Origin of the sequence: Halorientalis sp. LT38, assembly GCF_037031225.1 — an archaeon.
Taxonomy (GTDB): domain Archaea; phylum Halobacteriota; class Halobacteria; order Halobacteriales; family Haloarculaceae; genus Halorientalis; species Halorientalis halophila.
The window spans coordinates 1,303,395-1,329,140 of sequence record NZ_JAYEZN010000001.1 but is presented as its reverse complement, the minus strand read 5'-3'; the positions used below and the strand labels follow the sequence as shown (position 1 = coordinate 1,329,140).

General features: G+C 66.6%; 23 protein-coding genes. 13 read left to right on the top strand and 10 right to left on the bottom strand.

The genetic code is table 11. The features are described 5' to 3' along the window. Positions 1 to 99 precede the first annotated feature (99 nt). Positions 100 to 939: a creatininase family protein gene (locus U5918_RS06820; RefSeq protein WP_336000425.1), complete on the top strand. Its 840-nt coding sequence runs from the start codon at positions 100 to 102 to the stop codon at positions 937 to 939. A gap of 30 nt (positions 940 to 969) precedes the next feature. Here the strand turns inward: U5918_RS06820 and U5918_RS06815 are convergent, their stop codons facing one another. Beyond that, the gene (locus U5918_RS06815; protein WP_336000424.1) at positions 970 to 2,223 is read right to left on the bottom strand and encodes an MFS transporter; all 1,254 of its coding nucleotides are present in this window, start codon (positions 2,221 to 2,223) and stop codon (positions 970 to 972) included. A 130-nt stretch (positions 2,224 to 2,353) separates the two neighbouring features. Between U5918_RS06815 and U5918_RS06810 the strand changes: the two genes are divergently transcribed. After that, positions 2,354 to 3,976 (top strand): SufS family cysteine desulfurase, encoded by a 1,623-nt coding sequence (locus U5918_RS06810; protein WP_418771182.1) that lies wholly within the window; start codon positions 2,354 to 2,356, stop codon positions 3,974 to 3,976. 16 nt (positions 3,977 to 3,992) lie between these two features. Here the strand turns inward: U5918_RS06810 and U5918_RS06800 are convergent, their stop codons facing one another. Beyond that, the gene (locus U5918_RS06800; protein WP_336000423.1) at positions 3,993 to 4,835 is read right to left on the bottom strand and encodes a VOC family protein; all 843 of its coding nucleotides are present in this window, start codon (positions 4,833 to 4,835) and stop codon (positions 3,993 to 3,995) included. Between the two features lie 43 nt (positions 4,836 to 4,878). Continuing rightward, on the bottom strand, positions 4,879 to 5,916 hold the full coding sequence (locus U5918_RS06795; RefSeq protein ID WP_336000422.1) for an alcohol dehydrogenase catalytic domain-containing protein: 1,038 nt from the start codon (positions 5,914 to 5,916) through the stop codon (positions 4,879 to 4,881). 111 nt (positions 5,917 to 6,027) lie between these two features. On the opposite strand from U5918_RS06795, the gene U5918_RS06790 reads away from it, so the two are divergent. Further along, complete coding sequence (locus U5918_RS06790) at positions 6,028 to 6,981, top strand: PLP-dependent cysteine synthase family protein (protein WP_336000421.1); 954 nt, start codon at positions 6,028 to 6,030, stop codon at positions 6,979 to 6,981. A 336-nt stretch (positions 6,982 to 7,317) separates the two neighbouring features. On the opposite strand, the gene U5918_RS06785 is transcribed toward U5918_RS06790, so the two are convergent. Together U5918_RS06785 and U5918_RS06780 are read right to left on the bottom strand one after the other, a co-directional pair. After that, positions 7,318 to 7,710, bottom strand: coding sequence for an acyl-CoA thioesterase (locus tag U5918_RS06785; protein ID WP_336000419.1), 393 nt, complete (start codon positions 7,708 to 7,710; stop codon positions 7,318 to 7,320). A gap of 51 nt (positions 7,711 to 7,761) precedes the next feature. After that, on the bottom strand, positions 7,762 to 8,931 hold the full coding sequence (locus U5918_RS06780; protein ID WP_336000418.1) for an acyl-CoA dehydrogenase family protein: 1,170 nt from the start codon (positions 8,929 to 8,931) through the stop codon (positions 7,762 to 7,764). Positions 8,932 to 9,081: 150 nt separating this feature from the next. On the opposite strand from U5918_RS06780, the gene U5918_RS06775 reads away from it, so the two are divergent. Together U5918_RS06775 and U5918_RS06770 are read left to right on the top strand one after the other, a co-directional pair. After that, positions 9,082 to 9,846, top strand: coding sequence for an enoyl-CoA hydratase/isomerase family protein (locus U5918_RS06775; protein ID WP_336000416.1), 765 nt, complete (start codon positions 9,082 to 9,084; stop codon positions 9,844 to 9,846). Positions 9,847 to 9,913: 67 nt separating this feature from the next. After that, entirely contained in the window at positions 9,914 to 11,020 is a 1,107-nt protein-coding gene (locus tag U5918_RS06770; protein WP_336000415.1) for a zinc-binding dehydrogenase, read from the top strand. 51 nt (positions 11,021 to 11,071) lie between these two features. Here the strand turns inward: U5918_RS06770 and U5918_RS06765 are convergent, their stop codons facing one another. Together U5918_RS06765 and U5918_RS06760 are read right to left on the bottom strand one after the other, a co-directional pair. Beyond that, entirely contained in the window at positions 11,072 to 12,259 is a 1,188-nt protein-coding gene (locus U5918_RS06765; protein WP_336000413.1) for a CaiB/BaiF CoA transferase family protein, read from the bottom strand. A 63-nt stretch (positions 12,260 to 12,322) separates the two neighbouring features. Next, positions 12,323 to 13,342 carry a glycoside hydrolase family 88 protein gene (locus tag U5918_RS06760; RefSeq protein ID WP_336000411.1) on the bottom strand — a complete coding sequence of 340 codons (1,020 nt, stop codon included), beginning with the start codon at positions 13,340 to 13,342 and terminating at the stop codon, positions 12,323 to 12,325. A gap of 128 nt (positions 13,343 to 13,470) precedes the next feature. Between U5918_RS06760 and U5918_RS06755 the strand changes: the two genes are divergently transcribed. Together U5918_RS06755 and U5918_RS06750 are read left to right on the top strand one after the other, a co-directional pair. Next, complete coding sequence (locus tag U5918_RS06755) at positions 13,471 to 15,051, top strand: long-chain-fatty-acid--CoA ligase (protein ID WP_336000410.1); 1,581 nt, start codon at positions 13,471 to 13,473, stop codon at positions 15,049 to 15,051. Between the two features lie 43 nt (positions 15,052 to 15,094). Continuing rightward, positions 15,095 to 15,916: an SDR family NAD(P)-dependent oxidoreductase gene (locus tag U5918_RS06750; RefSeq protein ID WP_336000409.1), complete on the top strand. Its 822-nt coding sequence runs from the start codon at positions 15,095 to 15,097 to the stop codon at positions 15,914 to 15,916. 19 nt (positions 15,917 to 15,935) lie between these two features. Here U5918_RS06750 and ppnP read toward each other — a convergent pair whose 3' ends face one another. Beyond that, a complete protein-coding gene (gene ppnP, locus U5918_RS06745) occupies positions 15,936 to 16,247 on the bottom strand; it encodes a pyrimidine/purine nucleoside phosphorylase (RefSeq protein WP_336000408.1) in 312 nt (103 codons plus the stop codon). Positions 16,248 to 16,347: 100 nt separating this feature from the next. Here ppnP and U5918_RS06740 point away from each other — a divergent pair, with 100 nt between their 5' ends. The 4 genes from U5918_RS06740 to U5918_RS06725 are packed head-to-tail and all read left to right on the top strand — an operon-like array spanning position 16,348 to position 21,197. After that, positions 16,348 to 17,445 carry a Glu/Leu/Phe/Val family dehydrogenase gene (locus U5918_RS06740; RefSeq protein WP_336000407.1) on the top strand — a complete coding sequence of 366 codons (1,098 nt, stop codon included), beginning with the start codon at positions 16,348 to 16,350 and terminating at the stop codon, positions 17,443 to 17,445. Between the two features lie 20 nt (positions 17,446 to 17,465). Next, positions 17,466 to 18,569 carry a pyruvate dehydrogenase (acetyl-transferring) E1 component subunit alpha gene (gene pdhA / locus U5918_RS06735; RefSeq protein WP_336000406.1) on the top strand — a complete coding sequence of 368 codons (1,104 nt, stop codon included), beginning with the start codon at positions 17,466 to 17,468 and terminating at the stop codon, positions 18,567 to 18,569. Between the two features lie 2 nt (positions 18,570 to 18,571). Beyond that, the gene (locus U5918_RS06730) at positions 18,572 to 19,567 is read left to right on the top strand and encodes an alpha-ketoacid dehydrogenase subunit beta (RefSeq protein WP_336000405.1); all 996 of its coding nucleotides are present in this window, start codon (positions 18,572 to 18,574) and stop codon (positions 19,565 to 19,567) included. A gap of 1 nt (position 19,568) precedes the next feature. Then, positions 19,569 to 21,197, top strand: coding sequence for a dihydrolipoamide acetyltransferase family protein (locus U5918_RS06725; RefSeq protein ID WP_336000403.1), 1,629 nt, complete (start codon positions 19,569 to 19,571; stop codon positions 21,195 to 21,197). 24 nt (positions 21,198 to 21,221) lie between these two features. On the opposite strand, the gene U5918_RS06720 is transcribed toward U5918_RS06725, so the two are convergent. Continuing rightward, on the bottom strand, positions 21,222 to 21,986 hold the full coding sequence (locus tag U5918_RS06720) for an IclR family transcriptional regulator (RefSeq protein ID WP_336000401.1): 765 nt from the start codon (positions 21,984 to 21,986) through the stop codon (positions 21,222 to 21,224). A gap of 363 nt (positions 21,987 to 22,349) precedes the next feature. On the opposite strand from U5918_RS06720, the gene rdfA reads away from it, so the two are divergent. Then, positions 22,350 to 22,967 carry a rod-determining factor RdfA gene (gene rdfA / locus U5918_RS06715; RefSeq protein ID WP_336000400.1) on the top strand — a complete coding sequence of 206 codons (618 nt, stop codon included), beginning with the start codon at positions 22,350 to 22,352 and terminating at the stop codon, positions 22,965 to 22,967. An 89-nt stretch (positions 22,968 to 23,056) separates the two neighbouring features. Here the strand turns inward: rdfA and U5918_RS06710 are convergent, their stop codons facing one another. Then, positions 23,057 to 25,012, bottom strand: coding sequence for an archaea-specific SMC-related protein (locus U5918_RS06710; RefSeq protein ID WP_336000399.1), 1,956 nt, complete (start codon positions 25,010 to 25,012; stop codon positions 23,057 to 23,059). A 550-nt stretch (positions 25,013 to 25,562) separates the two neighbouring features. Here U5918_RS06710 and U5918_RS06705 point away from each other — a divergent pair. Then, on the top strand, positions 25,563 to 25,730 hold the full coding sequence (locus tag U5918_RS06705; RefSeq protein WP_336000397.1) for a hypothetical protein: 168 nt from the start codon (positions 25,563 to 25,565) through the stop codon (positions 25,728 to 25,730). Positions 25,731 to 25,746 lie beyond the last annotated feature (16 nt).

Below are 25,746 nucleotides of genomic sequence, written 5' to 3'. Positions count from 1 at the left end.
GAGCGCAGAACGCGGCGGTCCCGCGTCGCCGACGACCGACCTGTCGCGGGTCGACACTCGCGCCGTAGCTTTTACCCGCTGGGGCGCCTCGGGGCGCGTATGGTAGCAGCAGACGAAACGGTCTGGATCCAGGAGATGACGTGGCAGGACTTCGAGGCGTACGTGGAGAACGAGGACCACCCGACGGTGATCGTCCCGATCGGGTCGACCGAGCAACACGGCCCGCACCTCCCGCTCGGGGTCGACGCCTACCAGGCGAAGGACACGGCCGAGGAGATCGCCGAACGGACGGGCGTGCTCGCCGCGCCGCCGATCTGGTACGGCGACGCCGACCACCACCTGGCGTTTCCGGGGACCATCTCGCTGTCCAGCGAGACCGTCGTGTCCGTGCTGACCGACGTCTACGAGAGCCTCCTCTCACACGGCGTCGAGAACATCCTGACCGTCAACGGCCACCGGATGGCCAACAACGCGGCCATCGAGATCGCGGCGGACGGCGTCAAGGACGAGCACCCGGAGGCGTTCCTCGCGACCATCGACCTCGTGTTGTTCGGGGTTCGGATCTACCGCGAGATGCGCGAGGGCGACCCCGAGGCCGGCTTCCACGGCGGCGAGTTCGAGACGTCGTTCATCATGCACAAACACCCCGATCTGGTCAAAGAGGAGGAGTTCGTCGCCCAGGCCGGCGGCGGGTGGACGCGCTTCACCTCGAACGACTACGTCAACCTGGACGACAAGGTGTTGGCCGCCAAGTCCCGACACGACTGGCCCGAGGACGCCCTCGGTCACCAGGGCGATCCGACGAAGGCCAGCGCCGAGAAGGGTGAGGAGCTGATCGAGCGGCTGCTCGACAACGCGGAGGAGTTCGTCGACGACCTGCGAGCGTTCCGGGAGGCCCAGCGGAGCGACGACGGCGACTCGCTGGGGCTGAGTTACTGACGAGGGAAACGACCGGCACCGTCGCCGGTTTCAGGCCGGAGCCGCCCGGACCGGCCGGAGGAAGAACGTGGCGATGCCGGCCAGCAGGATGAGGGCGCCGCCGAGCAGGAAGGTCTCGTTCCAGCCGATGGAGACGACGAGGCCACTGGCGACGGTCCCGCCGGCTACGCCGCCCCAGAGCTTCGCCGAGTACAGCATCGCGTAGTTCGCCGAGGAGTGGGCCTTCCCGTAGTACTCCCCGACGATCGTCGGGAAGATGGCGTAGGGCGGCGCGCGGAGGAACGCGGCGGCAGCAGCCAGGGCGACGAACGCCGGGGCGATCCCCGCCTGAGCGACCGTCACGAGGCCGGCGATCGCGACGCCACAGAGCGTCAGCGAGATCCCGACCGTCCGCTCGCGACCGAACCGGTCGGAGGCGCCGCCGATGAGCACGATGCCGATCGCGTCGCCGAGCGCGACCATCGACGCGGCGCCGGTCGCCGCTCCGGCGGAGACGCCCGCGTTCGCTGCGAACGCGATCACCTTCCCGAGGAGCATCAGCGTCACGCCGTTGACGATCACGAAGATGGCGTACAGCAGCCAGAACTGCCAGGTCCGGACGACCTTGCGCCAGGTGTAGGCCGCCGCTTCGGGGGTCTCGTCACCGGGGTCTGCCTCGCGTTCCGCGACGGCGTCGGTGCCTCCGTCGGTTTCTGCGTCGTCGCCGGCAGTGGCGGTCGCCGGGTCCCGGAGGAGGGGGACGGCGACGAGGGCCACGAGGCCCGCCAGCGCGCCCAGGGCGAACAACGTCCCGACGAAGTCCGTGATGATGTACCGTCGGATGAACGGGATGAGCACGAAGCTCAGTCCGCTGTAGGCGACCATGGCGATGCCCGTCGCCAGGCCGCGCCGGTCGTCGAACCACTTCACCGGCGTGTTGGCGGCCACGGTGTAGACGATGCCGACGCCCATGCCGCCCAGCGAGTAAAACAGGTAGACGCCCCAGATCGAGTCCGCGAGCGCCGTCCCGGCGTACCCGCCGGCGAGCAGGACGGCGCTCGCGAGCATCGGGAGCTTCGGCCCCCAGCGGTCGCGGACCCAGCCGGCAGGGAACTGGACGGTCGTCTGGAAGACGACGAACAGCGTGAAGACGGTCCCGATGGCCGCCTCGGACGCCGCCAGGCGGGTCTCGAGCGGGAGTCTGATCGACGACCAGGCGAACTGATAGGTCCCGGCGACCCCCATGGCCGCGGCCGCGACGACGACGAGCCACCAGGGCGAGAACCCGAGTTCCTCCTGTTCCATCGTGTGACAGTCTCCCACTGCGACCGGGAGGCTAATATAAGTACCCCCCTGGGGTCCGCCGACTGCCGAACGATGAATTAGCGGGGGAGACAACAGTACGCTTAACTTTCAGTGTCTGGTACGGCGGAGCATGCCAATCGACGTTGGGTCAGTGAGAGGTGACTTTCCGATCCTCGACCGTCGGGTCGGGAACGACCCGCTGGTGTACCTCGACAACGCGGCGACGACGCAGACGCCGACGCAGGTCCGCGAGGCCTACGACGACGTCTACGATCGGTACAACGCGAACGTCCACCGCGGCATCCACGACCTGAGCTACGAGGCGTCCATTCGATACGAAGCGGCCCACGACCGCCTCGCCGAGTTCCTCGGGGCCTCCGGGGGTCGCGAGGAGATCGTTTTCACGAAGAACACGACCGAGAGCATCAACCTCGTGGCGTACGCCTGGGGGCTGTCCGAACTGGGGCCGGGTGACGAGGTCGTGCTCACGGAGATGGAACACCACGCCTCGCTGGTCACCTGGCAGCAGATCGCGAAGAAGGCCGGCGCCGACGTGACGTACATCCGCGTCGACGACGACGGCCGCCTCGACATGGACCACGCCCGCGAGGTCGTCGGCGAGGACACGGCGATGGTCAGCGTCGTCCACGTCTCGAACGTCCTCGGGACGATCAACCCCGTGCGCGAACTCGCCGCCCTCGCCCACGACCACGGCGCGCGCGTGCTCGTCGACGGCGCGCAGGCGGCGCCGACCAGGCCCGTCGACGTCGAGGCCATCGACGCGGACTTCTACACCCTTTCGGGCCACAAGATGTGCGGGCCGACGGGGATCGGCGTCCTCTACGGGAAACGCCGCCTCCTCGAGGAGATGGACCCGTTCCTCTACGGCGGCGAAATGATCGCCGACGTCACCTTCGAGGACGCCACCTGGAACGAACTCCCCTGGAAGTTCGAGGCCGGCACCCCGCCCATCGCCGAGGGCATCGCCCTCGCCGCCGCCGCGGACTACCTCGACGACCTCGGGATGGCGAACGTCCGCGACCACGAGAACGCCCTCGCGCAGTACCTCCTCGAACGGCTCGAAGCTCGCGACGACGTCGAGACGTACGGTCCGCCGTCGGGCGAGGAGCGCGCGGGACTCGTGGCGTTCAACGTCGACGGCGTCCACGCCCACGACCTGTCGGGCATCCTCAACGAGAGCGGCGTCGCCATCCGCGCCGGCGACCACTGCACCCAGCCGTTGCACGACGAGCTCGGCATCTCGGGCTCTGCGCGCGCCTCGTTCTACGTCTACAACACGCGCGAGGAGATCGACCGCCTCCTCGCGGCCCTGGGCGACGGCGAGTCGATGCTGACCGACTACCTCCGGTCGGACCGGTTCAGCCCCGACGTCGAGTCCCACTACGAGCGCTCCCGAACCGCCGAGGGCCTCGCCGATCCCACGTTCAGCAAGACCTCGCAAGCGACGACCTGCGGCGACGAGGGTCGCTTCGACGTCGAGGTCGACGACGAGGGCGTCATCCGTCGGATCGCCTTCGAGAGCGAGAGTTGCGCCGTTTCGAGCGCGACGGCGAGCAAGCTCTCCGAGTCGCTCGTCGGCCGGTCACTCGAGGAGATCGCCGACCTCGACGGGCACGCCCTGGACCTCTTCGACGGGCAGATCCCGCCGCTCCGGGTGGACTGCGTGGAGGGGCCCGAAGAAGTCATCCGTCTCGCCGCCCGGGAGTACCTGGACGCGCGTGCCGGCGAGTGAAGAGAGAGACGCGCTGTCAGTCGTCTGTGCGATCGATCACGCCGACGCGCCCGGGGAGCGCGAGGTCGAACCAGCGCACCTCGTCGGTCCCCCAGGCGATCGGGGCCGAGAGGTCGAACCGGTCCGCCGCCGCGGTCGGGTCCGGGGTTCCGAGGAGATACGCACAGGGGACGGGACCGAACGCCTCGACGCGGGCGGCCAGCGAGGAGTCGGGGGAGCGCGGTTCGGCCAGGGTCGCCGGCGCGTCCGGGAACCTGGCGAGCGTCGCGTCGAGGGCGTCGTTGTCGACTCGCGTCGGGGCCTCGCAGTCGAACAACGCCTGGTACTGATCGACGTGGTCCTCGATCGCGGGGACGGCGACGACGACCTCGACGACGCCGACCAGCGGCGTCGCGGCGAGTTCGTCGGAGACGTTGACCCGGAGGTCGCGCGGTGTCCGGTCGCTGACGAGGAAGGGGACGGCGGTCCCGAGTTCGCGGTCGCCCACGACGGTGAGATCCCACTCGACGAGCTCGCCGTCGGGTCGCTCGCGCTGGTAGTGGGTGGGACCGTCGACGGCGATCCCCTGGTCGGCGATGCGCTCGGTCTGGGTGTCGATGTCGTCGACGAACAGCGCCCACGCGGCGGGGCCGGCGTCGCCGTCGATCTGGGCGTCCCACCACGGTGACTGCGCGTCGGGGTCGAGCTTCGAGATGAGTTCGACGTACGAGCCGTTCTCGAAGCCGACGGTGTAGTTGTGAGTCACGCCGTTCGAGTGCTCCCCGCCGTACTGTGGAGGCAGGCCGATAGCCTCGAAGGCGTCCCGCATGCGCTCGATGTCCCGGTCGGCGTAGACGACGTGGTCGACAGCGTCGTTCATACCGGCGGGACGGCGCCCCGTCACAAAACAGTTCGCCCGGCGCTCACTCCTGGGTCAGCACGATCTTCCCGTACAGCCCCCGGTTGTCCATCCGCTCGAAGGCGGTCATGTAGTCCTCGATTGGGAACGTCTCGTCGATCACGGGCTCGACGTCGCCCGACCAGACGTAGTCGTAGAGTTCGGCGAGTTCGTAGGAGTTGGCGCCGGAACTGCCGACGACGTCGAGCTGGCGCATGAAGATCTGGCGAATCTCCGTCTCCGGGTTCGGGCCGACGGTCGCTCCGGAAGTGACGAGTCGGCCGCCCCAGCGCAGCGTCCGCATCGACTGCACCCAGGTGTCGCCGCCGACGTTGTTGTAACACACGTCGACGCCCTGCTTGTCCGTCAGCTTCCAGATGGCCTCGTCGAAGCGTTCTTCGGTGTAGTCGACGACGTGGTCCGCACCGAGGTCTCGCAGGAACTCGGCTTTGTCCTCGCTGCTGGTCGTCGCGTAGAGGGTGTCCACGTTCAGGACGTTCTTGCAGATCTGGACCGCGTAGGTGCCGACGCCGCCGGTTGCACCGACGACGAGGACGTCCTCCGTCGACTGCACGTTCGCTCGCGGGACGAGCGCGCGCCAGGCCGTGCCGCCTGCGACCGGAACCGCCGCCGCCGTCTCGAAGTCGGCGTCGTCCGGGATCGGAATCAGGTTCCGTTCGGGCATGGCGACGTACTCGGCGTGGCCGCCCCGTCGCATCTCGCCCATCATCGTGAACTCCTCACAGAGCATCTCCTCACCGCGGACGCAGAACCGACAGTCGCCACAGGAGATGAAGGGGACGGCCACGACGCGGTCGCCCTCCTCCCAGGCGGTGACGGCGTCGCCGACCTCGGTGACGACTCCGGCGACGTCGCCGCCGCCCCAGAACGGGTACTGGGGGACGTAGTTGTCGAGTTCGCGGACGGCGAACAGGTCCATGTAGTTCACCGCCGACGCCTTCACGTCGACCAGGACCTCCTCGTCGTCGACCTCGGGCGTGGGTACGTCGAGCAGTTCGTAGTTGTCCAGGGGCCCGTGTTCGTGGAATCCAACGGCTTTCATGTCCTACATCGTGGTCGGGGTCGATCAAAAAGGTTGCTCGCATCCCCGTCCGGCACGGACGGCGTCCCCGGTAGCTTGAAGCACACCGCTCCCGACGGCTGAAAGGAGAGTATGGAGTACGCCAGCGCACTCGATGCCATCGGCGAGACGCCGCTCGTAGAATTGTCTACTATCAAACCAGAAGGTGGCGCGTCGGTCCACGTCAAGTGGGAGGGTGCGAACCCGACCGGGAGCCTCAAGGACCGGATGGCGCTCGCGATGATCGAGCAGGCCCGTGAACGGGGCGACATCGAGCCCGGCGACCCGGTGGTGGAGTTTACCGGTGGTAGCACGGGGACGAGCCTCGCGCTGGCCTGTGCGGTCCTCGACCACCCGTTGCACATCGTGACCGCCGACTGTGTGGCCGAGGAGAAACGCGCGTCGATGGAGGCCCTGGGTGCGACCCTCGAACTCGTCGAGACGCCCGACGGGTCGGCCCACGAGGGCCTGTTCGAAGACATGGAAGCAGCCGCCGAGGACCTCCAGGAGCGCACGGGCGCGTACTTCACCAACCAGTTCGAGAACACGGACCAGCTCGCCGGCTACCGGGGACTCGCCGAGGAGATTCTCGACCAGTGTCCGGAGGTCGACGAGTTCGTGATGATCGTTGGCACCGGCGGGTGCGCGATGGGGACCTCGAAGGCGTTCGACGAACTCGGCGCCGACGTGGACGTGACGCTGGTCGAGCCCGCGGAGTCGCCCGTCCTCTCGGAGGGACGCGCCGGTGGCCACGCCGTCGAGGGGACCGCCATCGTCAGCTCCCCGCCGCTGGTCGAACACGACCGATACGATAGCGTCCGCACGCTCCCCGCCGACGACGGCGTCGAGGCCGTCCGCAGACTCGCCCGCCACGAAGGGTTGCTCGTCGGGACCAGTTCCGGTATGAACGTCGCGGCCGCACGCGAAGCCGCCGCCGAGCGCGACCCCGACGACGTCGTCGTCACCGTGGCCTGTGACACTGGCCTCAAGTACCTCTCCGGCGGCCTGTTCGAGGGCCGGGAAGGCACGTCGGTCTGCATCTGCTGACCGGGCGCCGCGACGGCCGCCCACCCGTCGGCCCCGATCGTCCGATCACGATTTGCCCCGGAACAGTCCGTGGACCGGACCGCGTGTCATACGTCCCGCATTGCGGAACGATACAGTTCCCGGCGAGTCAGCTGTCGGCGCTCGAATCCGGCGACGTAGTCGGGTTCGTATTTATTCCCGGACTGATCTGCCGAAACAGGGTTCCGCATCGCGGAACGACTCTGGATCGGTTGCCACGACTGCGGTGGCCTGTTTCGTGTGGTGGGATCGGCGCCGTGCACGGCGGTGCGCGCCTCGGCCCGATCACGGGCCTTCGAGGCCGGTGGTGGCCGGCTCTCAGTCCCGGTAGGCGGCGATGCGGTCGCGCCACTCGTCGGGGACGGGCATGGCGCCCTCCCGATCGTCGTCCATCGCCACGCGGACGGCAGTGGCGCTGGCGGCGGTCGCACCGTCGACGCGGAGTTCGTGCTCGAAGGTGAGGCTCCGATCACCGATCTCGGCGATCGAGACCGCCGACGTGACTTCGTCGCCGATCTCGATCTGGCGCTCGAAGTCGAGTTCGAGGCGGACGATGGCCAACGGCACGTCGTCGATCGGGACGTCGAGCAGCTCGGCGACGAACGACGTCGCGGCGTGTTCCATGAACGAGGAGTAGACGGCGTTGTTGACGTGACCCATCGCGTCGCTGTCCCGGTACCGCGTCGTCATTTCGGTCTCGTAGTCGGCCATGCGTGGCCGGGTCGCCCGGGAGCCCCCTCACTGTTGCGGTACGGGCGAGTCTTACTGTCCGAGCAGGCGGCCGCCGATGATCTCCTTTTGAATCTCGTTGGTTCCCTCGTAGATCTTGGTGACGCGGACGTCCCGGAGATACCGCTCGACGGGGTGGTCGGTGACGTAGCCGGCGCCGCCGAATACCTGGACGGCCTCGTCGGCGACCTCGAACCCGCGGTCGCTGGCGAACAGTTTGGCCATGCTCGCGAACCGCTCGGAGAGTCGCACCTCGCCCGCGTCGTAGAGGCCCGCAGCGCGGTAGGTCAGCGAGCGAGCGGCCTCGACGTTCGTGGCCATCTCGGCGAGCTTGTGGCGGATCGCCTGGAAGTCGCCGATGTGCTGGCCGAACTGTTCACGCTCGTTGGCGTACTCGATGGCGGCGTCGAGCGCAGCCTGGGCCGCGCCGACGGCCTGGGCCGCGACCTGGACCCGAGCGGGGGCCATCGCCTCGTTGAAGTACTGCCAGCCGCGGTTTTCCTCGCCGACGATGTTCTCGGCCGGGACACGCACGTCGTCGAAGACGATCTCGGCCGTGTCCGAAGCGTGCAGGCCGAGTTTGTTGTCGATCTTGCTCGTCGTCACCCCGTCGGCATCGAGTGGCACCAGAATCGTGCTGATACCGTCGTAGCCGGCGTCCGGATCGGTCTTGGTGACCAGGAGGACGGCGTCGCCGACCGACCCGTTGCTGATCCACATCTTGTTGCCGTTGATGACCCACTCGTCGCCGTCCTTCTCGGCGCGGGTCTCGATGCTGGCCACGTCGGAGCCGTGGGCGGGTTCGCTGATGCCGATGGCGATGGACTTCTCCCCGGCGGCGATGCCCGGGAACCACTCCTCTTTCTGTTCCTCTGTGCCGTACTCTTTCATCACGTGCAGCGTCGAGTTGAACGCCATCAGGTCGATCGCCGCCCCGATCCCGGGGTCGGCCCGCCACAGTTCCTCGGTAACGATCGCCGTCTCCAGGACGTCCATGCCGGCGCCGCCGTACTCGATCGGGACCATCGGGCCGACGAGGTCTGCCTCCGCGGCTTTCTCGACGACGTCCCACGGATACTCGTGGCTCTCGTCGTACTCGCGTGCGACGGGGGCGATTTCCTCCTCACCGAACTCGCGGACGGCGGTGCGAATGGCCTCTTGCTCGTCGCTCAGCATGAACTGCTGATCGGACTGGGATGCCATAGCAAGTCAGTACAGCGTTTCGGACTTAGGCTTTTCGACGCCGAAGACGCGTGAAACGCCCGTTTTCGCGATCTGACGACCGGTCGACTGCCGTTGTAGGGCCGCTTGCCCCATCACAAGTGATTTGACGGTGCCGAGTGAGTCACACCCATGGCGTACGAGCACATCGTCCGCGACGTCGACGGACCTGTCTGTCGAATCACCTTCGATCGCCCAGAGCACCTCAATGCCGTGTCGGTCGAGATGTGGGAGGAGTTCCGAGAGGCACTGCTGGCCGCCGAGGACGACCCCGACATCCGAGCGATCCGACTCGAAGGCAACGGCGACACCTTCTGTGCCGGCGACGACATCCAGGACATCCGTGACCTGACGTCGGCGACGGAGGTCATGGAGTACTGCGAGTACATCCGGGAAGCCAGCGGGACGATCGAGCGGATCGCCACCCCGGTCGTCGCCAAGGTCGACGGGATCGCCTACGGTGTCGGCTGCGAGATCGCCGGCCTCTGTGACGTCACGATTGCCACCGAGGAGGCCGAGTTCAGCCTGATCGAGCCGAAGATCGGCGTGAGCTCACTGAACGGTCTGTTTCGCTTCCCTGATCTCATCGGTACCAAGCCGGCCCGGGAGATGATGGTGACCGCGCGGACGCTCGACGCCGAGGAGGCCCACCGTGTCGGCCTCGTCTCGGCCGTCACGACCGACGACGAGGTCGACGACGTCGTCGCCGATCGCATCGACGAGATCGTCGAAAGCGCACCGCTGGCCGTCGAGATGACCAAGCGTCTCGTCAACGGGGAGCGCGAGGGGGCCAACGAGGCGGTCACCGTCCTCGCGAACACGTTCCTATCAGAGGACCGAATCGAGGGGACCAGCGCGTTCCTGGAGAAACGCGAGGCCGACTGGCAGCGCGACTGATCCGTCGGCGGGCGTGGGAACCGGGGGGGCGAAGAGTATTTGTCCCGGGCGAAAATGTGGTAGTAGTATGGCGGATAGCCCCACCGGTAGGCTCGCGTATCTGCAGAGCCCCGAGACAGTCGAGATCAAAGAGTACGACGTTCCAGACCCCGAGCCCGGAGCGCTCGTGACCCGAGTCGAGCAGGCCAACGTCTGCGGGTCGGAGTTGCACATCTGGAAGGGCAACCACCCGGTACTCGACCAGATGGTACTGGGCCACGAGGCACTCTGTCGAGTCGACGAACTCGGCGCAGGCGTCGAGACCGATTACGCTGGCGAGCCGATCGAGGAGGGCGACCTGATCGCCCCGACGTACTTCGTCGCGTGCGGAAAGTGTCAGTTCTGCGGCGCGGGCGAGTTCCGCTCCTGTGAGAACGCACTCCAGCACTGGCTGAAGGACCCGGACCAGTGGCCTCACTTCCACGGTACCTTCGGGACCCACTACTACGTCCACCCCGAGCAGCACTTCTACAAGGTGCCCGAGGAGATTCCTCCGGGAGTCGCGGCCGCGGCCAACTGCGCGCTCTCGCAGGTCCTGTTCGGCCTGGACGAAGTGGGCCTCTCCTACGGTGAGACGCTGGTCGTCCAGGGTGGCGGCGGCCTCGGTCAGAACGCCATCGCCGTCGCAAACGAATACGGCGCTGAGACGATCCTCGTCGAGGGCGTCGACGACCGCATCGAGCGCGCCCGCCGCTTCGGCGTCGACCACGTCGTGGACTTCCGCGAGTACGAGACGCCGGAGGCACGCGGCGAGCGCGTCGCCGAACTCACCGGCGGACTCGGCGCGGACGTGGCCGTCGAACTCGCGGGCATCCCGCAGGCCTTCGCGGAGGGACCGCACCTGCTCCGGGACGGCGGCCGATACCTCGAGATCGGGAACATCACCCCCGGCCACACCACCGAGTTCGACCCGGCGCTGCTCACGCGGAAGAACATCGAGGTCCAATCGACGATGCGCTACGACCCGTGGTACCTCGGGAAGGCGCTCGAGTTCCTCGCCGAGACCGTCGAGGACTACCCGTACAGCGACCTCATCGACGCGGAGTTCGACCTGGTCGACGTCTCGACCGCACTCGAAAAGTCCGACGCACGCGAGGTCGGGCGAGCCTCGCTCATCCCGTCACACGGGGACTGAACGTCGTCGAAACCCGGTCGCCTGGATCCGCGCGGGTCTTCTCGCTGCCGGTCAGCGGTCCCGGTTTCGCGCCTGCATCTGCTCGATGAACTCCTCGGAGTAGCCGTACTCGCGGAGGACGTCCTCCGTCGCGTTGCCGAGCGCCGGCGGCGCCTCGTGGATGTCCGGCGGCGTCTCGGTCATCCGGAAGGGCACGCCGGTGAGTTCGATCTCGCCCAGTTCCTCGTGTTCGACCGTCTGGATCATGTCGTTGACTTCGACCTGCGGGTCGTCGACGACCTCCTCCATCGTCTGGACGGGGCCGCCCCAGATGTCGTGTTCGACGAGTTTGTCGATCCAGTGGTCGGTCGGCTTCTCGCGTAACACCTCCTCGATGAGCGGCTTGATCTCGTCGCGGTGCTCGTAGGCGGCCTCCCAGGTGTCGTATTCCTCGAGTTCGTCGATCCCGAGGGTTTCGCCGACGATCGAGGGCATGGTCAGCGAGAGAGTCATGTGCCCGTCGGCGGTCTCGTAGACGCCGAACGGCGCCTGGTAGTAGGGATGGGAGATGCCGGTCTCGCTCCGCTCGGGCGGCTCGCCGGTGTTGAGGTAGGTGTCGATCTCCATCGACTGCAGGTGGACCGACGCGCTCAGCAGGTCGGCCTTGATGTGTTGCCCCTCGCCGGACTGCTCGCGGTGGTAGAGCGCGGAGACGGCCGCGAACGCGAGCATCGCCGCGGAGTAGAAGTCGTTCAGCGGGAGGCCGACGGGCGTCGGCGGGTCGTCGGCGCGGCCGTTGAGATTCGCCAGGCCGGAGACGCCCTGGATGATGAGGTCCTGCCCGGGGCGGTCGGCGTAGGGCCCTTCTTCGCCGTAGCCCGAGGCAGAGCAGTAGATCACCTCGGGGTTGATCTCCGAGAGGTCCTCGTAGCCGAGGCCGAGGCGGTCGACCACGCCCGGCCGGAGGTTCTCCACGAACACGTCGGCGTCCGCGATGACGTCGTAGAGCACCTCGAGTTGCTCGTCGTCCTTGATGTCGAGTTCGACGCTGCGCTTGTTCCGGTTGGCCGTGAGGAAAGTCAGGTTGACGCCGTCCTCGTAGGCGTTGGCCATCGACCACGACTGGCGCATCCACTCGCCGCCCGGCGCCTCGATCTTGATGACGTCGGCGCCCATGTCGCCGAGGAACTGCGTCGCGAGCGGTCCTTGTACGAGCTGGGAGAAGTCTACGACGGTAACGCCGTCTAACGCTCCAGGCATGCGGTTTTGGACTCGCGGGAGCGACAAAGAGTTAACGGTGCGTGCCCCCTCGCTGACGTGGAATCAGCCGTGGAGCTGGTCGGCCGCCAGGAGGAACCAGCCCTGGCCGTAGGAAGCCACTTCGAGCGGGACGTCCGGGCCGCCCGGCGGGACCGCGACGCGAGTCACCGCACCGTCCTCGTCGACGACGCCTTCACAGACCTCGAAGGCGCGCTCGGCGGCCTCGACGTAGCCTTCGTCCGCGTCGAGGTAGCCCTGCTCGACGCCCTTGTGGAAGGCGTAGGCGAACTGGAGGGAGCCGGAGGCCTCCTTGGCGGTCCACGGGTCGTCTGGGATGTGGTGCCACATGCCGCTTGCGTCCTGGAGGTCGAGCATCGCGGCACAGACTCGCTGGAAGCTGTCGACCAGGGTGTCGTAGTGCTCGTGGTCCTCGGGGACGTACTCGAGCATGTTCAGGATGCCCGCGGCGGCCCACCCGTTGCCCCGGAGCCAGAAGGTGCTCTCGGGGTAGGTGTTGGGCGTCTCGCGCCACTCGTGGCGGAAGAGGTCCTCGTAGGGGTCCTGGAGCAGCTTCTCCTGGGCGACGATGTGGGCGACGGCCTCCTCGAGTGCGGCGTCCTCGCCCGTCTCGTCCCCGTAGCGAGCGAGCGGCAGCGCGACCAGGTAGATGGAGTCGACCCAGAGCTCGATGGGTTCGGAGGCGAAGGAGATGGTCCCGTCGTCGAGTCGGGTGGCGTCCTCGAGCAGGAACTCGACCTGTTTCCGAGCGGCGTCGAGATACCGCTCCTCGCCGGTGCGCTCGTAGAACTCAAGGCACCCGTTGACCAGGGCCGACGACTCCGACTGGGCGCGAGCGCCGTCTGCGAGCCACGGCTTCGGGTCGTCGTAGCCGAGTTTCCCTTCGGTACCCTGGAGTTCGATGGCCCGGTCGATGAGGTCCTGTGCCGCGTCGACGAACTCCGACTCCCCGGTCGAGAGCAGGCCGTCGATGGCCAGCGACATCTCCCAGTCCTCGCCCTGCATGTCTCGCTGGTACGTTTTTCTCGCTACCCGTTCGACTAACGCTTCCGTCGAGTCGCTCATGTGTCACTGGCTACCTCTCCGCCCGCGATAATAAGTATTCGGCTGGCTGGGCCACTAAACCGGCAGTGGGTCGGCCCGACGCCGAAACAATGATGGTGATTCCCCGTAAGACGTGCGAACACGTACCAATGAAGAAGGAACTGCTCGCGACGGACTTCCTCGATCGCGCGACGGATCTCTACGGTGACAGTACAGGGGTGATCGCCGACGACGGGACGAGGTACACCTACGCCGAGTTCGGCGACCGGGTCAACCAGCTGTCACGCGCGCTCGTCGACCTGGGCGTCGAGCAGGGCGACCGCGTGGCGGTCCTCTCGCCGAACACCCACTGGTTCCTCGAGACGCTGTACGCCACGACGCAACTGGGCGCCATCCAGGTGGCGCTGAACTACCGGCTCATGCCGGGAGACTACGAGTACATCCTCGAGGACTGCGGCGTCGACGTCGTGATCGCGGACTACGAGTACGCCGAGAAGGTCCAGTCGGTCCGGAGCGACATCGGGGCCGACCACTACGTCGGGTACGAGGCCGATCGCATCGACGGCGAGTGGCGCGATTACGAGGACCTCCTCGCGGGCCGGTCGACGGTCGCGGTGGACCGGCCGGACATCGACGAGAACGACCCCGCGACGATCAACTACACCAGCGGGACGACCGGTGACCCGAAGGGCGTCGTCAGGACGCACCGGACGGAACACTACCACGCGCTCTGCGTCATCCACCACATGGAGATCGACGACGCGGACACGTACCTCTGGACGCTGCCGATGTTCCACTGCAACGGCTGGGGCCACGAGTACGCCATCACGGGCGTCGGCGGGACCCACGTCTGCCAGCGTGACTTCAGCGCCGAGCGGACGTTCGAGCGGATCCAGGCGTACGACGTCTCCTACCTGTGTGGTGCACCGGTGGTCCTCAACCGCCTCATCGAGTACGCCGCCGAGAACGACGTCGAGACGACCGGCGCGGCCGACGTCCGCATCGCAACCGGTGCGAACGCGCCACCGGAGTCGACCATTCGGAGCGTCGAAGACGAGATGGGCTGGAAACTCATCCACCTCTACGGTCTGACGGAGACGGCGCCGGTCATCACCACGAGCAACGCACCGGCCAAGATCGAGAAGAACGGGCGCATCTACACCAAGAACCGCCAGGGGTTCGCCGCGCTCGGCGTCGAGCTCCGCGTCGTCGACGAGAACGGCGAGGACGTCCCGCGGGACGACGAGACCATGGGCGAGATCGTCGTTCGCGGGAACCAGGTCATGGACCGCTACTGGAACAAGCCCGAGCAGACCGAGCGGGCGTTCAACGAGCGGGTCGAGGGCTGGTTCCACACCGGCGACATCGCCACGATCGACGAGGACGGGATGGTCAGCATCAAGGACCGCAAGAAGGACGTCATCGTCAGCGGCGGGGAGAACATCTCGAGCATCGAGGTCGAGGACGCCATCTACGACCACCCCGACGTCACCAAGACGGCCGTCATCGGCGTCCCCCACGAGGAGTGGCAGGAGACGCCGCTGGCCCTGGTCGTCACGAAGCCGGACAGCGACCTGACGCCCGCGGACCTGGAGTCGTTCCTCGCCGACGAGCTCGCCGGCTACAAGATCCCGACCGAGATCGAGGTGGTCGACGACGACGAGCTCCCCGAGACGGCCACCGGCAAGATCCAGAAGACCCAGCTCCGCGACCGCTACGCCGAGGAGTGAGGCAGGCGGGACGTTTACCTTTCGACGGTTCGTTCGGAGAGCCGTGCCATCCGATATCGACGGGGCGACCGCAGTCGTCACTGGTTCGAGCAGCGGCATCGGCGAGCGAATCGCGACGACCTTCGCCGAGGCGGGCGCGAACGTGGTGACCAATTCCCGTTCTCAGGAACGGGCCGAGTCGACCGCCGCGGACATCCGCGACGCCGGCGGGACCGCCATCGCGGTCGAGGCCGACGTCTCCGAGAAAGCCGACGCCGAGAAACTGGTCGACGCGGCCGTCGAGGAGTTCGGCAGCGTGGACGTCATGGTCAACAACGCGGGCGTCCTGATCGTCAGCCCGATTCTGGAACTCACGGAGGAGAAGTGGCGCGAGGTCATCGACGTGAACCTCACGGGCGTGTTCTTCGGCGCGCAAGCGGCCGGCGAGCAGATGGCCGCCCAGCCAGGGGACGGACGAATCATCAACATCTCGAGCATCTTCGGCAGCGTCGGCGTCCAGGGGCGGGGCCCGTACAACGCCGCCAAAGGGGCCGTCGACAACCTCACACGGGCACTGGCGGTCGACCTCGCCGAGCACGACGTCCAGGTGAACGCCCTCGCGCCGGGGTTCGTGCGGAGCGACCTCAACCGGGACCTCCGGGCGGACGAAGGGAGCGAGGCGCTCAACGACGCGGCCGACTGGCCGTATTACGACTACGACGATCGACATATCGAGAACCGGACTCCGATGGGGCGGTTCGGGACCCTCGAGGAGGTCGCCAACTGCGCGCTCTTCCTCGCGTCGGGCGACCACTACATGACCGGCGAGATCGTGCACGCAGACGGCGGCTGGCTCGCCTTCGGCTGGGGCTCGACGGGTCGATAACGAGGGTGTGGCCCCCGACTCAGCGGTAGGTACAGCAGTAATCGACGACCGTCTCGACGTCGAGGTCGAACTCGGTGTCCGGGGGGACGGTGAACACGTCGCCGACCTCGTAGCTCGTCGGCTCACCGTCGACGTCGACGGTGAGTTCGCCCGCGACGATCTCGATCTCCTCTTCGTCGTCAGTCTCGAAGGTGTACTCGCCGGGAAGCATGATCCCGAGGGTCTTTCGCTGGCCGTCGGCCGTCTCGACGTCGCGGCTCGTGACCTTGCCGTCGAAGTAGACGTTGGCCTGCTTGCCGATGCGCGCGTTCTCGAAGTGCTCGTCCGTCATCGGTGAAGGTACCGTCCGTCGTCAGGATAAATGTTTGCCGCGACGGGTGATCCTCACCGTAAGCTATAACGGAATGCCCGGGCAGGTCAGTAGTACCGCCATGAGCGACTTACACGAGCAAATGGGCACGTACGGTCACAACGAAGTGAAGTTCTTCCGGGACGACGCGACGGGACTCCGCGGCATCATCGGGATCCACGACACGACGCTCGGTCCCGCCGCCGGTGGAACGCGCCGGTACGCGTTCGACTCGGAGGAGGAAGCCCTCGAGGACGTCCTCCGGCTCTCCCGGGCGATGACCTACAAGTACGCGATCTCGGGCATCAACATGGGCGGCGGCAAGGGCGTCATCTGGGTCGAGGACGACGACCACGACAGCGAGGAGCTCTACCGCTCGTACGGCCGCATCGTCGACAGCTTCGACGGGCGGTTCGTGACCGGCGGCGACGTCGGGACCGACGCCAAGGAGATGCGCTGGATCGGGATGGAGACCGACTACATCATCGGGCTGCCCGAGCAGTTCGACCACCCCGAAGGGTTCCACGGCGGCGGGCTCGGCGTCGTGAAGGCCATGGAGGCCTGCTGTGACCTCGCCTACGACGGCGACCGCGACCTGAGCGACCTGCACGTCGCCGTTCAGGGCGCGGGTGACATGGGGGCCAGCCTCATCAAGTACCTCACGGACCGCGGGGTGCAGGTGACGCTCGCGGACGTCGACGACGAGCAGGTCGACTACATGGAAGACGAGTACGGCGTCGGCTCGGTCGCCCCCGAGGACGTCTACGACGTCGACTGCGACGTGTTCGCGCCCTGTGCCCTCGGAATGGTCCTCAACGACGACACGATTCCGCGGCTGAAGTGTGACATCGTCTGCGGTGCGGCCAACAACCAGCTCGACGACGTCGAGCGCCACGACGAGATGCTCCGCGAGCACGACGTCCTCTACGCCCCGGACTACCTGGCCAACTCCGGGCGGACCATCGACGACACGGACCTGCTCCGGAAGGGCGGGTACAAACACGACCGGGCCCGGGCGATGATCGACGATATCTACGACCGCATGGTGACCATCGGCGAACGCGCCGAACACGAGGGCCGCCCGACCCAGGCCATCGCGGACGAGATCGCCGAGGAGCGAATCGAGGCCATGCGCGCCTCGCGGGCGAAAGTCTACGAGCGTCGTCGTCCCGACTGGTAACGACCCCACCGAACACGATCATGAGCGAATCAATACGCAGCGATACGGACGTACAGATACTCGACAAGGACGGCTCGGTGTTGCCTGACGCGACCGTCCCCGACCTGGACGACGACACGCTCGTCGAGATGTACGCACAGATGCGGCTGTGCCGGTCGTTCGACGAGCGAGCGGTGAGCCTCCAGCGACAGGGCCGCAGCGGCACCTACTCGACGATGCTCGGCCACGAGGGGACGCTGGTCGGCAGCGCCTTCGCGCTGGCCGAGGACGACTGGATCGTGCCCTACTACCGCGATCAGGGCGCGACGGTGACACACGGGCTCCCGCTTGAGAACATCCTGATGTACTACATGGGCCACGAGCAGGGGAGTGTCATCCCCGAGGACGTCAACGTGATGCCCATCTGCATCACGATCGCAGACCACATCCCACACGCCACCGGCATCGCGTGGGCCTCGAAACTGAAAGGCGAAGAGAGCGCCACCGTCTGTTACTTCGGCGACGGCGCGACCAGCGAGGGCGACTTCCACGAGGGGCTGAACTTCGCCGGCGTGATGGACACGCCGAACCTCTTCATCTGCATGAACAACCAGTGGGCCATCTCGACACCGTTCGAGCGCCAGACGGCCGCCGACACCATCGCCCAGAAGGCCCAGGGCTACGGCTTCGAGGGCATCCGCGTCGACGGCATGGACCCGCTGGCGGTCTACACGGTGACCCAGCAGGCCCGCGAGAAGGCGCTCGACCCGGACGCAGACCAGGCCCGACCAACGCTGATCGAGACGCTGCTGTACCGGATCGGCGCACACAACACCTCCGACGACCCCTCGGCCTACCGCGGCGAGGAGGAAGTCGAGGAGTGGCGCGAGTGGGACCCGCTCCCGCGGTTGGAGACGTTCCTCCGCGAGCGCGGGTTGCTCGACGACGAGGAGATCGACGCCATCGAGGAGCGCAACACGGAACAGGTCGAGGCCGCCGTCGAGGCGGCCGAGAACGTGACCGCGGACCCGGAGGAGATGTTCGAGCACGTCTACGCCGAGCAGACACAGAACGTCCGCGAGCAACAGGAGTACCTGCGTCGCCTGCGCGAGGAGTTCGGCGACGAACAGCTACTGGAGGACTGACAATGAGCACTGACGACACTACACCGGAACGGACGCTCGTCGAAGCGGTGAGCGACGGGCTCCACACGGAGATGGAGCGTGACGACAGCGTCGTCGTCCTGGGCGAGGACGTCGGCGCGAGCGGCGGCGTCTTCCGTGCGACCGAGGGTCTCTACGATCGGTTCGGTCGCGACCGCGTCGTCGACACACCCCTGGCGGAGTCGGGGATCGTCGGCACCGCGGTGGGACTGGCCGCGAACGGCATGCGGCCGGTCCCGGAGTTGCAGTTCATGGGGTTCGTCTACCCCGCGTTCGACCAGATCGTCAACCACGTTGCGCGAATGCGCACCCGGAGTCGCGGCCGCTACAGCTGTCCGATGACGATCCGAATACCCTTCGGCGGTGGCATCCGCGCGCCGGAGCACCACTCCGAGTCCAAGGAGGCGTTCTTCGTCCACGAGGCGGGCCTCAAGGTGGTCGTGCCGTCGACCCCGTACGACACGAAGGGACTGCTGGCGTCGGCCATCCGCGACCCGGACCCGGTGATCTTCCTCGAACCGAAGCTCATCTATCGGTCCTTCCGCGAGGAAGTGCCCGACGAGCCCTACACCGTTCCGATCGGGGAAGCGGCGGTCCGCCGCGAAGGCACGGACGTGTCGGTGTTCACCTGGGGCGCGATGACCCGTCCGACGATGGAAGCGGCCGAGAATCTGGCCGAGGAGGGGGTCGACTGTGAAGTGGTCGACCTGCGGACCCTCTCGCCCATCGATCGGGAAACCATCGTCGACTCGTTCGAGAAGACCGGGCGGGCGGTCGTCGTCCACGAAGCGCCCAAGACGGGCGGGCTCGCCGGCGAGATTACGTCGCTCATCCAGGAGGAGGCGCTGCTCTACCAGGAGGCGCCCATCGAACGGGTGACGGGCTTCGACGTGCCCTATCCGCTGTACGCGCTGGAGGACTACTACCTGCCCGAGGCCGCCCGCATCGAGGACGGCATCCGCGAGGCCGTCGAGTTCTAACATGACGGTCGAGTTCGTACTTCCCGACGTGGGCGAGGGGCTGACCGAGGCGGAGATCGTCCAGTGGCTCGTCGGCCCCGGCGAGGCCGTCTCGGAAGACCAGCCCATCGTCGAGGTCGAGACCGACAAGGCGGTCGTCGAGGTGCCCGCGCCCGTGACCGGCAGCGTCCAGGAACTGCACGCCGAGGCCGGCGAGGTAGTTCCGGTCGGCGAGGTCATCGTGACGTTCGCGACGGACGCCGGACCCGCCGACGCGGCCGACGAGGCCGACGAGACTGACGAAGCCGCCGACGCGGCCGATCCGAGCGGCGGTTCGGAGGCCGACGGCGAGGGGCACGAGAACGACGAGAGTGAGACGGCCGACGGGCGGATGATCGCGCCACCCCGCGTACGACGCCTCGCCCGCGAACTCGGCGTCGACCTCGGGTCGGTCGCCAACTCCAGTGCGGGCAGGCGCATCACCGAGGGCGACGTCCGAGCGGCCGCAGGCACCGACGACACGAACCAGGGCGACGACGGTGTCGCCGACGACACCGTCTCCGCGAGCGACGACACGGCAGCCCCCACGACGGCGGGTGTGGCGTCGCAGGGCGCGCCGGCGAACGCAGAGCAGGCGGGCACGGCTGACACCCGGCCCGCTTCCGGGGCGACTCCAGCCGACCGCGAGCAGACCCTGGCGGTCCCCGCGACCCGTGGGCTGGCCCGCGAACTGGACGTCGACCTGAACCGGGTGCCGATGGTCGAGGAACGCAACGGCGAGGCGTTCGTCAGCGCCGAGGCCGTCCGGGAGTTCGCCGCGAGTGGCGAGCCCGACCGGACGGGTGAGAGGGTGACGACGAGCGAGCCCGGGAGCGGTTCGGCTGGTGGGACGACGGCGACACCGAGTCCCGACGCGGGGCCCACCGCCGGCGAGCGCGTCCCCTACGAGGGCGTCCGGCGGACCATCGGCGAGCGGATGACCGAGTCGAAGTTCACCGTCCCACACGTCACCCATCACGACGAAGTCGACGTGACGGAGCTGGTGGCGGTCCGCGACCGACTCCGCGAGCGGGCGGCCGAGCGCGGCGTCGATCTCACGTACATGCCGCTGATCCTCAAGGCCGTCGTCGCGGCGCTACAGGAGTTTCCCCGTTTCAACGCGCGCCTCGACGAGGACGCAGCGGAGATCGTCATGCTAGAGGACTACGACATCGGCGTGGCAACGGCGACCGACGCCGGCCTGATGGTGCCCGTCGTCGAGGCCGTCGACGAGAAGTCGGTCCTGGAGATTGCACGGACGACGACCGACCTGGTCGAGCGGGCACGCGATCGGACGATCGACCTGGACGACCTGCAGGGCGGAACGTTCACCGTCACCAACTTCGGCGCGGTCGGCGGTGAGTACGGGACGCCGATCGTCAACTACCCCGAGGCCGCGATCCTCGGCATCGGGGCTATCAAGAAAAAGCCCCGGGTCGTCGAGTCCGACGAACCGGCCGACGACGGCGTGAGTGGCGAGGTCGTCCCCCGGCACGTCCTGACACTCTCACTGTCGTTCGACCACCGGATCGCCGACGGCGCGGACGCGGCCCGGTTCGTCAACGCCGTCAAGACGTACCTGCGAGACCCCGACCTCCTGCTCCTGGAGTGACCGTCCGACATCGCCGGACGCGCATCAAGAGTACTTCAGCGCGACTTCGATCTTGTTGGCGGTTCGCATGACCAGTTCCGGCACTTCCTCGGTGAGGCGGTCGCCGCGCATCTTGCTCGCGAGGCCGGAGACGCTGACGGCGGCCAGACGGTCGCCACCGCCCGCGTTGACCGGCGCGGCCACGCACTGGATACCCTCGGCGCGCTCCTCGCGGTCGATGGCGAAGCCCTGGTCGCGAATCGTCTCGATCTCCTCGAACAGCTGGTCCCGTTCGGTGATCGTGTGCGGTGTGATCTCCGGGAGACTGACCTCGTCGACGATCTCGTGGATACGTTCGTCGGGCATCTCCGAGAAGATGGCCTTCCCCAGGGCCGTAGAGTGTAACGGCGTCCGGAAGCCGGGGTAGGTGTCGAGGCGCGCGGCGTCCGTGCCCGTACTCTTATAGATGTAGACGCCCTTGCCGTGTTCCTCGATCATCAGGTTGGCGTGGTCGCCGGTCCGGTCGGCCAGGGCATCCAGTTCCGGCTTGGCAATGTCGTAGACTGGCAGGCTCTCGCGCTCGTATTCGCCGAGTTCGAGGAACTTGGTACTGACCCGGTAGCTGCCGTCGACCTTGACGACGTACTCCAGATCGTGTAGCGTCCGCAGGTGATCGTGGACCGTGCTCTTGGGCTTTTCCAGGCGGTCGGCCAACTCGGTCACGCCCGCGCCGTCGAGTTCGTGGAGGAGTTCGACCACGGTGAGGCTCGTCCGCGTCGCTTCGATGTTGACTGAGTCGTCGTGATTCATTACACCACACACTCTGTCACGCAAACTTAAATCTATCCGATATCGTCGGACACGTTTCCCGGCTTCCGGGAGATTTCCGGCTGGAGGAATTCAGACGGATCATGGGTTACGATCCCTGTAGATGCGAGTATCGAGTGTCCCGGAACTGTGATGGTACAATCGAACGGGACCCTGCCAGACTCGGAGCCGGGATTTCGTTCGGTATCGTCGGACACGATCGGGCGTGGATTGGTGGCCGTAGTCGCGGTTCGGTTCAGCGGCGGTGAGACGGCGGTTCGCGGGCCGGAGACGGCGACCATCGCACGCAGTTGGTCCGCCGGCGGTGGCAACGTTTTAGTACTGCAGTGGTATACGGTCGTGAAAATGACGACGGGGAACGCCGACACGGACGGTGCGACGTACAAGGTGGGAAAGGTCATCGAGCGCTACGATCTGACGGGGATGGGCGAGCGCCTGGAGCGGCGGTGGCTGGGCGCCGACGGCGAGTCCCACAGCCTCCGCGAACTGGCCGAGGAGTTCAACCTCGCCGTCCTCCGGGCGGCGCTCGAAGAACGCGGCGAGCGACCTCTCGACGGGGAAGTCGAGACCACCTACCGCGCGTTGGCCGACGAGGACACGAGCAGCGGCGACCGCACGCAGGTGCGCCGAGCGCTCGAGCGAGACGGCATCGACGTGGAGCAACTCGAACGTGATTTCGTCACCCATCAGGCGATCCACACCTACCTCACCAAGGGCCGGGGCGTCCAGAAGAAAAACGACGGGACCGACCGCGTCGCATCGATCCGTGAGACCATCCAGCGCCTCCAGAGTCGACTGAGTGCGGTGACGGAGACCTCACTTACGCGACTGCGCGACGCGGACGTCATCACTCTCGGCGAGTTCGAGGTCCTGGTCACCGTCGACGTGGTCTGTCGGGACTGTGGCGCCCACCGCTCGATCGCTGACCTCCTCGACGAGCAGGGCTGTGACTGCGAGGCGTGACGCGGGCGACGGCCAGCGAAAATTCGTTCCTGCGGGTCCCATTACACCCATAGTTCTGTAATGGGGGTCCGTCGGCCCGGACGCGGTCGTCAGATCGACTCCACGTAGTGGTAGTCGTCCGGGAGGGCGGCGGCGTCCTCGGGCAGTAGCGCGACGACGAGGTTGTCGGCGTACTGCTCCAGGTACTCGATGAGTGCAGCGATGCGGTCGGAGTCGATGGCCTCTAGCGAGTCGAGCAAGATGGCCGGGATCTGCTCGTACACCTCGTGTGCGAGGTAGCCCGCCAGCGAGAACACGAGGCCGGTCACCTCTCGCTCGCTCTCACTGAGGTGGTCGACCGTGTCCTCGTAGGTCGCCCCGGACTCCGAGGTTCGAACGAGGTGGAGGTCGAACACGCTCTTCGAGACCTTCCGGCGACCCTCGCGGACCTCACGCTCCTTGCGCTCGATCCAGATGCGTTCGATGTTCGCGTACTCGAGGACGTCGAGGACGTTCTCCATGTGGGTATTGAACTCCTCGATGGCGCGTTCCTCGATCCGTTCGACGTGGGTTCTGAGTTCGGACAGTTGGTCCTTGACCTGCTCGCGCTCGGCTTCGAGCTCGTCGCGGGTGCCGAGACGGTCCTCGATCTCCGCGATGCGCTCTTCGACCTCGTCGTGTTCCTGGCGGTGCTGGTCGAGCTCGAACTCCAGCTGATTGGCTTCCTTGTGACGCTCGAGGATCTCGCTCTCGGTCTCGGCCTGTAGTTCGTCGACGGTCGCCTCCGTGTCCTCGACTTCGGTCTCATACTCCGCACGCTCTTCGGTCAACTGTTCGATGCGCTCCTCGCGCTCCTCGATCTCCTCTTCGATGCGGTCGAGCTTCCGGGTGATGTCCTCGCGGCGCTGCTGTTCTTTCCGGTAGCTCCGTTGTTCGGACTTCAGCTCGTCGATCTGGTCGTCGATCTCGTTTCGCTCCGCGAACTTCGACTGCCGAAGCGACCGCAACTGATCGACCGTCTCTTCGATCTCGACCATCTCGACGGCCGAGCCACACGTCCAGCACGAGACCGTCTGGTCGTCGTCGAGGAGTTGGTCCGTGATGGCCCCCTCGTCGTCGGACTCGGTGTCGCCGTTGCCGGCGAGCGATTCGACCAACTCGGTGTCGTCGCCCTCCAACATCTCCTCGTTGAAGCTGACGACGTTTTGTAGCTCCGAGATCGTCGATCCCAGTTCCTCCTTGCGCCCGCGCAACCGCTGCAGGCGGGACTCGATCTCGTCGATCTCGCCCGCTGGCGTGTCCGGAAGGTCGTCGAGTTCGTCCGCGAGGTCGGACTGCTCCTCACGGAGCGACGCGAGACTCTCGCGCTCGGTCTCCAGCTGGTGGCGGACATCCTCCAGGCGGGACCGGGCCGACTGCAGGTCGCTCATGTGCGCTTCGATCTTCTCTTTTTCCTTGCGCGTGTCTTCGACGCTCCCGTCGGCGGCCTCGATCTCCTCGCGCTTTTCTTTCAGTTTCTCGCGGGTCTCCTCGATTCGATCTTCGATCCGCTGACGCTTTTTCTCCAGTTTCGTTCGTTCCTCGGACAGCGAGTCGATCTCTTCGATCTCATCGGTGATCCGTTCTCGCTCGTCGAGCAGTCGGTCGATCCGCCGCTGGATCTCGTCGGTGTCGACCGGGCGCATGATGATCTCCCGGAAGTCGGTGCCCTGCTCGACAGTCCGGCGCGCCTCGTTGTCCTCCAGGAGCGCTCCGAACAGGTCCAGAATCTCCGGATCGGAGAGGTAAGGGTCCCCATCCGTCGTCACCCGACCGTTCTTGCGCTCGAGCGTTCGTGTGTACGTCTCACCCCCGAGGGTAAGTTCGACGTACCCCTCGTCGGCGTCGCCTTTCAACGCCGTCTCGTCACTTCCCAGCGCCATCAGTATCGCTCGTAAGAACGAGGTCCGGTTCGTCGCATTCCGGCCAGAGAGAACGTTTACCCCCGGTGAGAGATCGACCTGTGTCTGGTCGATCCCCCCGATATTCTCAACTTCTACACTCCCCCTCGTTTTCTCTCGTTGCATGTCTCCCAGTTCGGTATCTCCTTGTATAATTCTTGTTGTGCCAGGACAGAGCGGGAGTTCTGCCCACGTGCTATCGGTCTAGGTCGGAGCGAGCAAACCCGCCCGGTCGGGTACACATCGCACACGGGCAGCGGACGCGACGAGTGCAGAACCGAGGTGGAGCGTATTACCCTCGATAGTATTTTTATTCATACACATGGCACATATTATGTCCTAACGTACAGGTTTTCGAGGCGGCCACAGTTGACCGGGTTCCGATCACTCGAGGAGTGGCGATTGGCTGTCACCCCCATCATCTGCGTGCCTGGCCCGACTTCGAGTCGGTTTCTCCCGGGCGTCACGGGCCTCGCTGGCGTTCCGATCGCGTTCGATAATGTCGGACGAGCCTGTGTAGAGTTCGCCGCCCACAAACTGTCCCGCCCGTCGCGGACCAGGTAGGCCGATTTCCGGTCATACATATCACCTACAGATTATAGTTTATTCGATGATATTCGGGCCGGCGGTGGGCGGTCGACGGTATTTTTCGGCACGTGCCCGTTACTGCGGGGCAATGACCCACGACGACATGTGCTGGCGCGAGGCCGCCGTCGAAACCGTCCTCGAACTGCGGGCGGCGGCGCTGCTGACCCCGGCGGAAGGCGCAGTCGCCGTCGAAACGGGCGATTACGGGGTCCACCGCGACGTGGATCGGCCAGCGGACCTGACGGACGTCGAGTGACCGTCGTTCCGGGCAA